Consider the following 12,638-nt stretch of genomic DNA (forward strand, 5'->3'; position numbering starts at 1 on the left):
GGCACCTCGCACCCTTTTTCAGGAGGAGCCATGTCCACGTCCCGCCGCAGATTGTTGCTCGGCGGATCAGCCCTTGGAGCCGGTGCGCTGCTCGCCGGCTGCACGTCCAACGAAACCAAGGGCAACGACGACAACGATCAGACGAAGGTGTCCGGTGGCAACAATGCCGCCCCCGGAAAGACGGTGACCATCGGATTCACCGCCCCCGCCGCCGACCACGGTTGGATAGCGGCGATCACCAACAACGCCAAGGCGCAGGCCGGAAAGTACTCCGACGTCAAACTGCTCGCGGTCGACCCGGGCAGGGACGCGCCCGCCCAGATCGCCGCGATCCAGTCGTTGATCCAGCAGAAGCCGGACGCCATCGTGATGCTGCCCTACGACGGCGCCCAACTCACGGCCGTCGCCCGGCAGGCCACGGACGCCGGCATCCCGGTGGTCAATCTCGACCGGGAGTTCGCCGATCCGGCCGCAGCCTTCACGCTGATCAAAGGGGACAACTACGGCATGGGGGTATCCGCCGGGCACTACATCGGCAGGAAGCTCAAGGGCAGGTCCGGCGCGGTCATCGCCGAGATCGCCGGCATCGACACCCTCCAGCTCACCAAGGACCGCTCGAAGGGCTTCGCCGACACGCTGGCGACGTACGGACTGCGGGTGACCAATCGGGTGGCCGCGCAGTTCACCGTCGACTCCGGCCAGGCGGTGACGGCAAACCTGCTCCAGGCGGCCCCGAAGATCGATGCGATCTGGAACCACGACGACGACCAGGGCGTCGGCGTGCTCGCGGCGATCCGCCAGGCTGGCCGCAAGGAGTTCTTCATGGTCGGCGGCGCCGGATCGCTGGACGCCATGGATCACATCAAAGCCGGTGACAGCCCGCTGGAGGCCACGGTCACGTACCCGCCCACGATGGCGTCCTCGGCCATTTCGCTGGCCCGGCTCACCGCCCAGGGCAAAGGCATGGAGGACCTCGTCGAACTCCAGGTACCGAAGCTCATCGTGCTGCAGTCCGAGACGGTGACCAAGGAGAACGTGGAGCGGTACCGGCCGCTTGGTTTCAAGTCCTGACGGAGGTCGACAATGAATCGCAGCGACGTACGGGTCGGCATGGTGGGCTATGCCTTCATGGGTAGCGCCCACTCGCAGGCATGGCGCACCGTGAACCGGGCCTTCGATCTCCCACTGCGGGCGCGCATGGTGGCCGTCTGCGGCCGCGACGCGACGGCGGTCGGCGCGGCCGCGGACCGGCTCGGCTGGGAACGGTCGGAGACCGACTGGCGGGCCATGGTCGAGCGGGACGACATCGACCTGGTCGACATATGTGTGCCGGGAGACCTGCACGCCGAGATCGCCCTCGCGGCGCTCTCCGCAGGCAAGCACGTCCTGTGTGAGAAGCCGCTGGCCAACACCGTGGACGAGGCCCGCGCGATGGTCGCGGCCGCCGACGCGGCACGCAGGTCGGGGGTCCGGTCGATGTGCGGCTTCAACTACCGCCGGGTGCCCGCGCTCGCCCTGATGCGCGATCTCGTCGCCGCCGGCCGGGTCGGCGAGATCCGCCACGTCCGTGCGGCGTACCTGCAGGACTGGATCGTCGACCCGCAGTTCCCGCTGGTCTGGCGGCTGCGCCGGGAGACGGCCGGCTCGGGTGCGCTGGGCGACATCGGCGCGCACATCATCGACATCACTCAGTACGTGACCGGGCAGCGGATCACCGGGGTGTCCGGGCTCACCGAGACGTTCGTCAAGGAACGCCCACTACCCGCTGCGTCGAGTGGCCTGTCCGCGGCGGCCTCCGGCGCGACCACCGGTCCGGTGACCGTCGACGACGCCGCCCTGTTCCTGGCGCGGCTGTCCGGCGGCGCGATCGCCACGTACGAGGCGACCCGGTTCGCCACCGGTCGCAAGAACGGCATGCGGATCGAGATCAACGGCTCGGCCGGGTCGCTCGCGTTCGACCTGGAACGCCTGTCCGAACTGGAGTTCTACGACGCCAGCCGACCGGCCGAGGAACAGGGCTTCACCCGGATCCTGGTCACCGAGCCGCAGCACCCGTACATGGCGGCCTGGTGGCCGCCCGGCCACCTCATCGGATACGAGCACTCGTTCACCCACCAGGCCCGCGACCTGCTCGAGGCGATCGCGACCGGCACCGATCCGCAGCCCTCGTTCAGCGACGGCCTCGGTGTTCAACTCGTGCTCGACGCGGTCGAGCGCAGCGCCGCCGCGGAGGGCGCATGGACCCACGTCGAGAAGGAATGACAAGGAGTACCGATGGCGCGACCGATCACCCTGTTCACCGGGCAGTGGGCCGATCTGCCGTTCGAGGAGGTGTGCCGGCTGGCAGCCGACTGGGGATACGACGGTCTGGAGATCGCCTGCTGGGGCGACCACTTCGAGGTCGACCGTGCGCTGGCCGACGACTCGTACGTCGACCGCAAGCGCGAGACACTCGCCAAGTACAACCTCGGCGTCTGGACGATCTCCAACCACCTGGCCGGGCAGGCGGTGTGCGACCACCCGATCGACGAACGGCACAAGGCGATCCTGCCGGCGCGTATCTGGGGCTCCGGTGACCCCGAGCAGGTCCGGCAGGCGGCTGCCGAGGAGATGAAGGACACCGCGCGGGCGGCGGCCAAGCTCGGCGTCCGTACCGTCGTGGGGTTCACCGGCTCGTCGATCTGGCACACCGTGGCGATGTTCCCGCCGGCACCGCCGACGATGATCGACGCCGGGTACCGTGACTTCGCCGACCGTTGGAACCCGATCCTCGACGTCTTCGACGAGGTGGGTGTGCGCTTCGCGCACGAAGTCCATCCGAGCGAGATCGCCTACGACTACTACACCACCGTGCGCACGCTGGAGGCGGTCGGACGGCGGCCGGCCTTCGGGCTCAACTGGGATCCGTCCCACTTCGTGTGGCAGGAACTCGACCCAGCCGCCTTCATCCTGGACTTCGCCGACCGTATCTATCACGTCGACTGCAAGGACGCGAAGGTCCGCACCGGTGACGGCCGGCGGGGACGGCTGTCGTCGCATCTGCCGTGGGCCGATCTGCGGCGCGGCTGGGATTTCGTGTCGACCGGGCACGGCGATGTGCCGTGGGAAGACTGCTTCCGGGCGCTCAACGCGATCGGGTACGACGGGCCGATCTCGATCGAGTGGGAGGATGCCGGCATGGACCGGCTGATCGGCGCTCCGGAAGCACTGCGCTTCGTCCGGCAGTTGGCGTTCGAGCCGCCGGCTGCGGCGTTCGACGCCGCGTTCGCCCAGTCCTGACGATCTGCGGCAGCACGGTACCGGCGTCTGGTGGCCGGCTCGGACCAGGGTGATCGAGCCGGCCACCATGCGGCTCAGGTCGTCGTGCAGTCCAGTTCGTTCGGTGGGTTGTTGGCTCCGGTCACGGTGGCGATGAAACCGAAGCTCGCGGAACCGCCAGCCGGCAGCGCGCCGTTGTAGGCGGCGTTGGTCACCGTCACGTTCGCCCCGCTCTGCGTGTAGGAGCCGCCCCACATCTGGTTGATGACCTGTCCATTGGGAAAGGTCCAGGAAACGGTCCACCCCCGGATTGGCGAGTCGCCGGCGGTCACCGTCACCTCGGCCTGGAAGCCGCCCGGCCAGGAACTCGTCACCGCGTACGCCGCACGCGCCCCGGACGGCGGCGGTGTACTGCTCGGGCTCACCGTCGGCGAGGGCGAGGCGGTCGGGCTCACGGTCGGGGTGGCGCTCAGCGTCGGCGACGGCGTCACCCCTGGCCGCGCGACACGGTAGGTGTGACCGGCCCGGACGGCGAGCTGGACGACGTCGGTCTCGGGCCGGGTCGTGGCGGGTGTGCTGCCGTCGATGACGTCGACGATTGTGTAGCTTCCGGTGAACAGTCGGGCGCGCAGCTTGACGGTGCCGTCGCGGGCGGCCCGGACGAGGAACTCGTCGGCCTGGCCACCGGTCCACGACATGCCGGCGGTGTATCCACCGCGCCCCCGCAGACCCGCCACCTGCCCGGTCGGCCAGACCGACGGTAGCGCCGGCAGCAGGTGCAGCTCGCCGTTGTGGCTGTGCAGGAGCATCTCGGCGATGCCGGCGGTGGCGCCGAAGTTGCCATCGATCTGGAACGGCGGATGCAGGTCGAACATGTTCGGCGCCAGCCGGTCGGTCCGGACCAGGTCGCGGATGAGTTTGTACGCACGCGCGCCGTCCTCCATCCGCGCCCAGTAGTTGATTTTCCAGGCGAGTGACCAGCCCGTCCCGTCGTCGCCGCGCAACTCCAGGGTTCGCCGCGCGGCCTCGTACAGCTGCGGGGTGCCGCGCCTGGTGATCTGGTTGCTGGGATGCAGCCCGTACAGATGGGAGATGTGCCGGTGGTTGCGCTCGGTCTCGATCCAGTCGGCCAGCCACTCCTGGATGTTGCCGCGGGAACCGACGCGCATCGGTGGCAGCCGGTCCCTGGCCGCCCGGAGCTGGGGCCGCAAGGGGATGTCCACGCCGAGCGTCTCGCTGGCCCGAGCCACGCCCTCGAACAGGTCGCGCAGGATCTGGTTGTCCATGGTGGGGCCGGCACAGACGCTGACGCCGGAGTGGTGGGGCAGCTCCGGCGAGTTCGACGGGTTGGTGACCAGGTATCCAAGCGTCGGATGCGTGACCAGGGTGTCCAGGAAGAACTGGGCAGCACCCTTCATCGCCGGGTAGTTGGCGCGAAGAAACTCGATGTCCCCGCTGAACAGGAAGTGGTCCCAGACCAGGGTGGCCAGCCAGGCGCCGCCGGTCTGCCACATGCCCCACAGCGCCCCGTCCACGACCGAGGAGCCCCGCCACCCGTCGGTGTTGTGGTGGGTGACCCACCCGCCGGCGCCGTACTGGGCCTGGGCGGTGCGGGCACCCGTCACGGCCAGCTCCCTGATCATGTCGAAGACCGGCAGGAAGCACTCCGAGAGGTTCGTCGTGTCGGCGGGCCAGTAGTTCATCGGCAGGTTGGCGTTGATCGTGTATTTCGAGTCCCAGGGCGGAGCCATCGACTCGTTCCAGATGCCCTGTAGGTTGGCCGGCTGGGTGCCGGGACGCGACGAGGAGATCAGCAGGTATCGGCCGAACTGGAACAGCAGCGCGGAGAACTGCGGGTCGTTGGCGCTCGCGTGTTGGGCGATCCGCACGTCGGTCGGCTGGTCGGCCGCCGCGGTGCGGCCCAGGTTGATCGAGACGCGGTTGAACAGCGCCTGGTAGTCGGCCAGGTGCCTGCTGCGCAGCTGCTCGTAGCCGAGGCTGCGGGCCGCGCTGAGGCGGGTGCGCGCGATGCCCTGGTAGTCGCCGTTGACGATGCGGTAGTTGACGTAGCTGGAGCCGATCGAGACCAGCAGGGTGACGCTGGTGGCTCCGGCAACCCGCAGGGTGCCGCCGGAGCTGCTGACCGTGCCGCCGGTGGCGACGGCGTTGGCGAGGGCGAGAAACCGGACCGACCCGTTGATGCCTTCCATGTTTCCGGAGACTCCGTCGAGGCCGATCGTCGCCGCGTCCGGACTGGACACGGTGGTTCGCTGAGGGCTGTCGAAGGTGGCGTTGAACGTGATCGAGTTGGCCCGGTCGGCGGTGAGACGCACGACGATCACCTGATCCGGAGCACACGCGAACACCTCACGCTGGTACCGCACACCGTTGTGCACGTACGTGGTGGTGACGATCGCGGTGGTGAGATCGAGCGTCCGGATGTACTGCGACGCCCCATTGGCGCTACCGAAGGCGAGCCGCAGGTTTCCGACCGGCTGATAGGCCAACTGCCCGGCCGGCCGACCGAGCATGGCCTGGTCGATCAACGTCTGCGCCTGGCCCCACTGGTCAGCGAAGACCAGCCGCCGGATCTCCGGCAGCGCGGCCGCGCCGCGGGTGTTGGCGGAGTCGTAGGGACGGCCGGCCCAGATGGTGTCCTCGTTGAGCTGAAGTCGTTCTGTGTCGATGTTTCCGAACACCATCGCGCCGAGGCGTCCGTTGCCGATCGGCAGCGCCCGCAACCAGTCCGCGCCGGCCGGTTCGTCGTACCAGAGCGCCATGTCGTTGGCGGCGAGCACCTGCGGCGGCGGCACCGAGCCAGCGCGGGCTACGGCGGTCCAACCCGCGGGGAGCAGGGCTGCTCCCGCCCCGGCGGCTCCGGCGGTGAAAAGCTGCCTCCGTGTCACTTCAGACATCGGAATCCTTCCGAACAGTGCGGCGGGGGCGGACTGTCAGGCTCGGGCCCGGCGCTGATGCGCTCCGTCGGGCAGCGGTCGGAGCGCTCAGCACGCAGGCAGAGGATGGGCGCTGGTGGCTGCGGTCACGGGCCGGGCCGGCGCGGAGGTTGCCCCCTCCACGCCGGCCCTTCCAGGTCGCGGGCGACGAACATGTTGGCGTCATGTCGCCGCCGCCGTGCGGCCTGGAAGCCGCGCTCCCGACTCTGCGACCAGCAGGCGGAGCTGGTGTGGAAGCGAGCCTCAGACTCGTGTCCAGCGTTGGTTGGTGCCGCCGTGGCAGTTCCAGACGATGACCGCGGTGCCGTTGGCGGTGCCGCCGCTGTTGACGTCCAGGCACAGGCCGGTTTGGGTGTTGCTGATCGTGCCGTTGCTGTTGAGGGTCCACTGCTGGTTGGCGCCGCCGTGGCAGTCCCAGATCTGCACCCGGGTGCCGGCGGGGGCGTTGGATGCGACGTCCAGGCATTTGCCCATGGTTTGCAGGGCGGCTGCGTTCTGGGTGAACTGCTGGTTCGCGCCGGTGTGGCAGTCCCAGATCTGTGCCTGTGCGCCGTTGGCCGAGGAAGCCCCGCTGATGTCCAGACAGCGGCCGGAGGCCTCACCGCGCAGCCGGTTACCGTTCGGCCCCGGCGTCGGGGTGGTCGGATTGGGGTTCGGTGCGCCGTTCAGTGTGTCGAGGACCGCGGTGTAGGCGGGCTTCTTGTTGCCGGCGCAGTCGAACAGCAACGCGTTCTCGCCGCCACGCCACGAGTCACAGTCCCGCACGCCCCACACGGTGATGCCGGTGCAGCGTGCGACCGCCAGGCAGGCGCGCGTGACGGTGGCGTAGATGCTGGCCTGGTTGGCTCCCTGAGTGACGTCCAACTCGGTGATCTGCACATCCACGCCCAGGTCCGCGAAGCGCTGGAGGTTGGCCTGATAGTCGCCGGGGATCGAGGTGCCCAGGTGGGACTGGAAGCCGACGCAGTCGATCGGCACACCGCGGGCCTTGAAGTCGCGGACCATGTTGTAGATGCCGGTCGACTTCGCGTTGATACCGTCGGTGTTGTAGTCGTTGTAGCACAGCTTCGCGCCCGGGTCGGCGGCGCGGGCGGCGCGGAACGCCACTTCGATCCAGTCGTTTCCGGTGCGTTGCAGGTTCGAGTCACGCCGGCCGCCGCTGCCGCCGTCGGCAAACGCCTCGTTGACCACGTCCCAGGAGTGGATCTGCCCCCGGTAGTGGGTGGCCACCTGGGTGACGTGGTTGATGGCGGCGTTGCGCAGGTCGGTGCCGGACAGTCGCTGCGCCCATGTGGGCTGCTGGGTGTGCCACAGCAAGGTATGGCCGCGCACCGACATGCCCCGGGACCGGGCGTGACCGACGATGCGGTCGCCGCCGCTGTAGTTGAACACTCCCCGCTGCGGCTCGGTCGCGTCCCACTTCATCTCGTTCTCGGCGACAACGCTGTTGAACTCGCGGTTGAGGACCGTCATGTACGTGTTGTCATTGAACTTGTACGTCCCGACGGCGGCGCCGAAGTACCGCCCCTTCTCCGCCGCCGCTGCGCCCAGCGTGGTGCCGGCGGTGGCGGAACCAGCGGAGATCAACGACATGCCGGCTCCAAGCAGGCCGACCAGCAACAGGGACAGTGTTGCTCTTGTGCACCGCCGCTCGGGCGGACTCGCCGAATGGACGAGATCGTTCATTGTCAGAACCTTTCGAAGTCCGGCCACCTCGCCGCACCGGCATCGACATCACTGACTCGCTTGCACCTAGCTCCGGCGGACGGAAATTAATATCCGTCATACATTGACGGATATCATATTGCCAGATTGTTTCCAACTATTCAAGAGGCGCATCACCGGCAAACCCCTGGACTCGTCCCTGGCGCAGGTGACCGAACCCCGGACCTGCCAGGTACGCCATCAATAACACCTTGTCGACACCGAATTGTCGTCACGATGGCAGGAAAAGGCATATCGGTTTCTGTTATCGGTCCCGGTGGCCAATGGTCGCCCCGTTCCGCGGGGCGGAAAGCGGTTGGATGGTTCGCCCAGGGCGTGTCGGTGCCGGAGGTCACGGCACGGTGTGGCGTCTGGCCCGAGACTCTGGACGAGAGGCCGGCTGCGCACGGCTTCGGCGAGAACCAGCGCTGGACCCCAGCGTGGGCTGATCGCCTCGGTCACACCCCACAGGTGCCGGTGCCGGGCAAGGGCTCCGGACGGGTCTCGATGCGACGGAGTGCGGCAGAGTACCCCGCCGTCGCCGTGACCGGAGCGCCCACGAGGACCGTGCCCGATCGCCGCTGCGCGGGGCAGGCCCCGATCACCTGGGCGAGTCGGCCGAGGAGTTCAGCCTTGACGCCTACCTGCGCCACCCGGACGCGGGCGCGGTGGCCAGGGCCGCCACTGGGCCGGTCACCGTCGCTCTTGCGACGAGCCTGCCCTTGCCGAGCACCACGGCGGCGCGACATCGAAGCGGGAGGAAGCGCGAGGTCGACCAGCAGGCTCTCCGGCGCGAGAAGCCGGTCGGCGGCGCGGAGGCAGCGCTGACAGGATCGTGTGTGCCGTACGACGCGCTTGCGCCACAGCGGACCAGGTACCCCGTCCCAACCCTCCAGCACCGCGGTCAACCCGGTACAGATGGGCGAGGCCTCCAGTGCCGCCACGAGCGATCTGCTCAACTCCAGTCGGTTGCGCATCCGCTGGACTCGCACCCCGGCGTGGGCCACGCTCGTTCCCAGTTCCGCCGCCAGTTCGGTCCTGGTCAGCTGCCCTGCGGCCTCCAGCCACCACAGCGACAGCAGCAGCCGGTCGTCACGATCGAGCCACCGGCTGGCCCGCACCACCTGCCGCCGCTGATCGGACAGTTCCAGGCGCAGCATGGTCAGGCCCTCGGTGTCGGCGTCCGCCGCGTCGATCACCTCGCCAAGATCGGTGGTCCGTCCGGCGGTCGCCTGTCGTCGCCGCAGGTAGGTGCTGACCTGGCGCATGGTGATCGCCATGAGCCACGGCTCGAAGCTGTCCGGAGTGCGCAGGGTGCGCAGCGCCCGAAGGACACGCAGCATGGTGTCCTGCACGACGTCGTCGACGTCCGGACGGCTATCGATCGCCCTGCCGACAATCGTGTACACCACCGGCAGGTAGGCCGTGAAGAGTTCGTCGAGGGCACGCCCGTCGCCGGCCTGGGCGGCGGTGACCAAGCTCGTCTCGTCGGCGCCGGCAGCCTGTGCCATGACCGGTCTACGCCTCCGGCCGGGCTTCGGCTGGTCCGACCGCCTCTGACGCCTGCGCGTGCGTGGAGCCTGCGCAAGGACCGAACACTCCGGTCGCGGGCGATGCCACGGCGACTTTCCTTCCTGTGGGGCTTGGCCTGGTCCCGGCGGCGAGCTCGGCGGAGGTCAGCGTCGGTCGACCCACGGCGTCTCGGCGGCGACCAGGACCGGGCGGCCATCGACGGATGGCGGCAGGAGCGTGGCCCCGCCACGATCGGTGACCGCGAGCAGCCGCCGGCCGGCCTGTTCCGGTCGTACCTGTGGCCCACGGGGCACGAATTTCCTTTCTCCACCGGCGGCGGTGATCGCGACCTCGTCCACCCGGATTCCCAGGCCCGGCGAGTCGCCCAGGATGAAAGCGCCGTCTTCGACGTCCACGTCCACGTCCAGCCCGACGGGCGGCTCAAGGTCCTGCAGCTCGCTGGCGATGTGGTTGGGCACCGAGGTCGCCGCGTGCAGCAGAGCGACAGGCGTGTTGCCGACCGGGCTGACCGGCAGGTCGTGGGCCTGGGCCAGCGCGGACACGCGCAGGAAATGGGTGACTCCCCAGACTGCGGCGGTCTGGACGATGTCGAGGCTGCCGGCGGCGACCAGCGGGCGGAACTGCTCCAGCCCGGTCAGGTTCTCACCGCTGGCGACCGACGTGCGAACGCCGCGGCTGACCGCGGCGAGGCCGTCGGCGTCCCAGCGCCGGACCGGCTCCTCGATCCACGTCAGGTCCAGCGTGCGTTCGATCTCGCTGATATGGCGGACCGCCTGTTTGCGGCTCCAGGACTCGTTCGCGTCCAGCATCAGCCCCGGCCGCACCCCGCGCGCCGCCTCGGTCAGCACGTCGCGCACGAGCATCAACCGGTGCCGGTCGCGCTCGATGTCCAGGCCGCCCTTCAGTTTCGCGGCACGCAGCCCGCGTCGTCCGTATGCCTCATACGTGGCGACGAGCTCGTCGTCGGTCAGGGCGAAGTCCAGGCCGGAGGCGTAGGCGTGGACGGTCCGGTCCCGGCCGCCGAGAAGCCTCCACAGCGGCTCGCCGGCGACCTGTGCCTTGATGTCCCACAGTGCGGTGTCGAACGCGCCGATCGTGCCGAACACGACGCCGGCGTGGCCGGCCTTGAAGGTCTGACGCAGCATGCGATCGTAGAGCGCGGTCACCGCCCGGGGATCCTCGCCGTCGATGGCGGCGAAGACGGCATCGGCTTCCACGTGCGCTCCCAGGCCGACTCCGGTGATTCCCTCGTCCGTCTCCACCATGATGATCGGCACCGGCATGACGCCGTCGGGGTAGACGCCGTTGGCGTCGCCCACCGCGCGACCCCACTTCTGCACCGTCATCAAGGTCCGGTATCCGGTGATCCGCATGTCAGCCTTTCGTCGAGCCGGCCGTCATCCCGTCGGCAATCTGGCGCTGCAGGAACAGGTACGTGACCAGCACCGGTACCGCGGCGATGAGGACACCTGCTGCGAAGGTGGGAATGTCGTCGGAGTACTGGCCGCGCAGCGACGTGACGCCGACCATCAGCGTGCGATGATCGGCCGACGGCATCAGCAGCAGGGAGATGAGCACGTCGTTCCAGCAAAACAACGCGTCGAGAATGCCCACCGACAGCAGCGCGGGGGCACCCATCGGCAGCATGATCCGCCGGTAGACGCCGTACGGTGTGTTTCCGTCGATCCGCGCGGCGTCCACGATCTCGGTCGGCACGCCCCGGTAGTAGCTGGTCATCAGGAAGACCGTGAAGGGCAGGAACTGAGCGACATAGGCAAGGACGAGTCCGGGATAGGTGTCCGTCAGGCCGCCCTCGGCCATGATCCTCACCAGCGGCACCATGATCACCTGGAACGGGATGAACAGCGCCACGAGGCAGACCAGAAACAGTGTCGAGGAGCCGCGGAAGCGCAGCTGGCTCAGCGCGAATCCGGCCATCGACCCGATCAGCAGCAGCAACGCTACGGAGCAGGTCACCACGGCGACCGAGTTCAGGAGGTAGCGGGCCATGCCCACGCTGTGCCACGCCGCGGCGATGTTCTCCCACCGCAGTGCGCTGGCCAGCGAGAACCGGTCGAGGATGTACTCGCGGCGGGTCTTCATCGCCACATTGGCGGTGAAGACCAGCGGATACATCGTTGCCAGGGCCAGCGCCGCCATCGGCACGGCCAGCAGCCACCTGCCCCACCGGATCCGCGACATCACTCCGTCCTTCCGCTCCGGCGCAGCAGGCTGAGCTGCAACAGGCCGACAACGAGCATGATCAGGAACAGGACCGTCGAGGCGGCCGAGGCCAGTGCGGGGCGGTTCATCTGGCCCTGCTGGATCCAGATGTAGTACTCCGGCAGGTAGGTCGACCCCTCCGGGCCGCCGCTGGTCATGATGTAGAGCAGACCGAACATCGACGTCAGCATCCCGATCATCGTGGTCACGAAGACGAACTGGATGGTCCGGGACAGGCCGGGAATGATGACGTGCCGGATGGTCTGCGCAAGCGAGGCCCCGTCGACCCGGGCGGCGTCCAGCAGCGCGCCGTCCAGGGTGGCGAAACCGGCCAGGAACACCACCAGAGCCATGCCGAAGGTCGCCCAGATGTGCACGGCCACGACCGTGACCATGGCCACGCGTGGGTCGCCCAGCCAGTCGACCGGTCCGATGCCGATACCGCCGAGGACGGCGTTCAACGGACCATCGAAGGCCAGCAGCAGGTTGAAGATCGCGCCGACGATCACCGGCGAGAGTACGGCCGGGAAGAAGTACACGCCGCGGAAGAACCGATGCCCCGGTACGCGGAGGTAGATGAACGTGGCCAGCAGGCCCGGGATGGCGACGGCGATCGGCAGCAGCAGTACCAGCAGTCCCACATTGCGCAGTGCGCCGCGAAACAGCGGATCCTCGAGCAGGTCGCGGTAGTTGTCGAGGCCGACCGTGGTGCCGTTGCGCTCACCGTCGCCGGTGAAGGAGAAGTTGACGCCCAGCAGCAGCGGCCACAGCCGCAGTACGACGATGATCAGGACGGCGGGAGCGACCAGGACATAGGGTGCCAGACGTTCGGTGCGTCGGCCGCCGGACGGACGGCGTGAGCGAGCCGCAGCCGCGCGACGAGCCCCTCTGTGTCCGGTGGGTGGCCCGTCGGCCCCCGCGGCGTCAGCCGGGCGAGCCGGCGGCGACGAGCTCCGAAGCGACACG

Annotated in this window: 9 protein-coding genes; 3 read left to right on the forward strand and 6 right to left on the reverse strand. The window is 68.8% G+C overall.

Translation table 11 applies throughout. The features are described 5' to 3' along the window. Window positions 1-30 precede the first annotated feature (30 nt). The 3 genes from E1166_RS00535 to E1166_RS00545 are packed head-to-tail and all read left to right on the forward strand — an operon-like array spanning window position 31 to window position 3,279. On the forward strand, window positions 31-1,071 hold the full coding sequence (locus E1166_RS00535; protein ID WP_132334704.1) for a substrate-binding domain-containing protein: 1,041 nt from the start codon (window positions 31-33) through the stop codon (window positions 1,069-1,071). Window positions 1,072-1,083: 12 nt separating this feature from the next. Next, entirely contained in the window at window positions 1,084-2,262 is a 1,179-nt protein-coding gene (locus E1166_RS00540; RefSeq protein WP_132334706.1) for a Gfo/Idh/MocA family oxidoreductase, read from the forward strand. A 12-nt stretch (window positions 2,263-2,274) separates the two neighbouring features. Further along, window positions 2,275-3,279: a sugar phosphate isomerase/epimerase family protein gene (locus E1166_RS00545; RefSeq protein ID WP_132260700.1), complete on the forward strand. Its 1,005-nt coding sequence runs from the start codon at window positions 2,275-2,277 to the stop codon at window positions 3,277-3,279. Window positions 3,280-3,353: 74 nt separating this feature from the next. On the opposite strand, the gene E1166_RS00550 is transcribed toward E1166_RS00545, so the two are convergent. From E1166_RS00550 to E1166_RS00575, 6 genes are all read right to left on the reverse strand, one after another. Continuing rightward, complete coding sequence (locus E1166_RS00550; protein WP_132334708.1) at window positions 3,354-6,173, reverse strand: glycoside hydrolase N-terminal domain-containing protein; 2,820 nt, start codon at window positions 6,171-6,173, stop codon at window positions 3,354-3,356. A 282-nt stretch (window positions 6,174-6,455) separates the two neighbouring features. Continuing rightward, complete coding sequence (locus E1166_RS00555; RefSeq protein WP_243710048.1) at window positions 6,456-7,805, reverse strand: endo-1,4-beta-xylanase; 1,350 nt, start codon at window positions 7,803-7,805, stop codon at window positions 6,456-6,458. 569 nt (window positions 7,806-8,374) lie between these two features. Continuing rightward, window positions 8,375-9,427 carry a sigma-70 family RNA polymerase sigma factor gene (locus E1166_RS00560; RefSeq protein ID WP_132334712.1) on the reverse strand — a complete coding sequence of 351 codons (1,053 nt, stop codon included), beginning with the start codon at window positions 9,425-9,427 and terminating at the stop codon, window positions 8,375-8,377. 165 nt (window positions 9,428-9,592) lie between these two features. Next, window positions 9,593-10,795, reverse strand: a complete 1,203-nt coding sequence (locus E1166_RS00565; RefSeq protein WP_243710049.1) for a mandelate racemase/muconate lactonizing enzyme family protein — start codon at window positions 10,793-10,795, stop codon at window positions 9,593-9,595. A 28-nt stretch (window positions 10,796-10,823) separates the two neighbouring features. Continuing rightward, complete coding sequence (locus E1166_RS00570) at window positions 10,824-11,609, reverse strand: carbohydrate ABC transporter permease (RefSeq protein ID WP_243710057.1); 786 nt, start codon at window positions 11,607-11,609, stop codon at window positions 10,824-10,826. Window positions 11,610-11,650: 41 nt separating this feature from the next. Further along, window positions 11,651-12,637: a sugar ABC transporter permease gene (locus E1166_RS00575; RefSeq protein ID WP_132334718.1), complete on the reverse strand. Its 987-nt coding sequence runs from the start codon at window positions 12,635-12,637 to the stop codon at window positions 11,651-11,653. Window position 12,638: the final 1 nt, after the last annotated feature.

Source organism: Micromonospora sp. KC213 (genome assembly GCF_004348325.1).
GTDB lineage: Bacteria > Actinomycetota > Actinomycetes > Mycobacteriales > Micromonosporaceae > Micromonospora.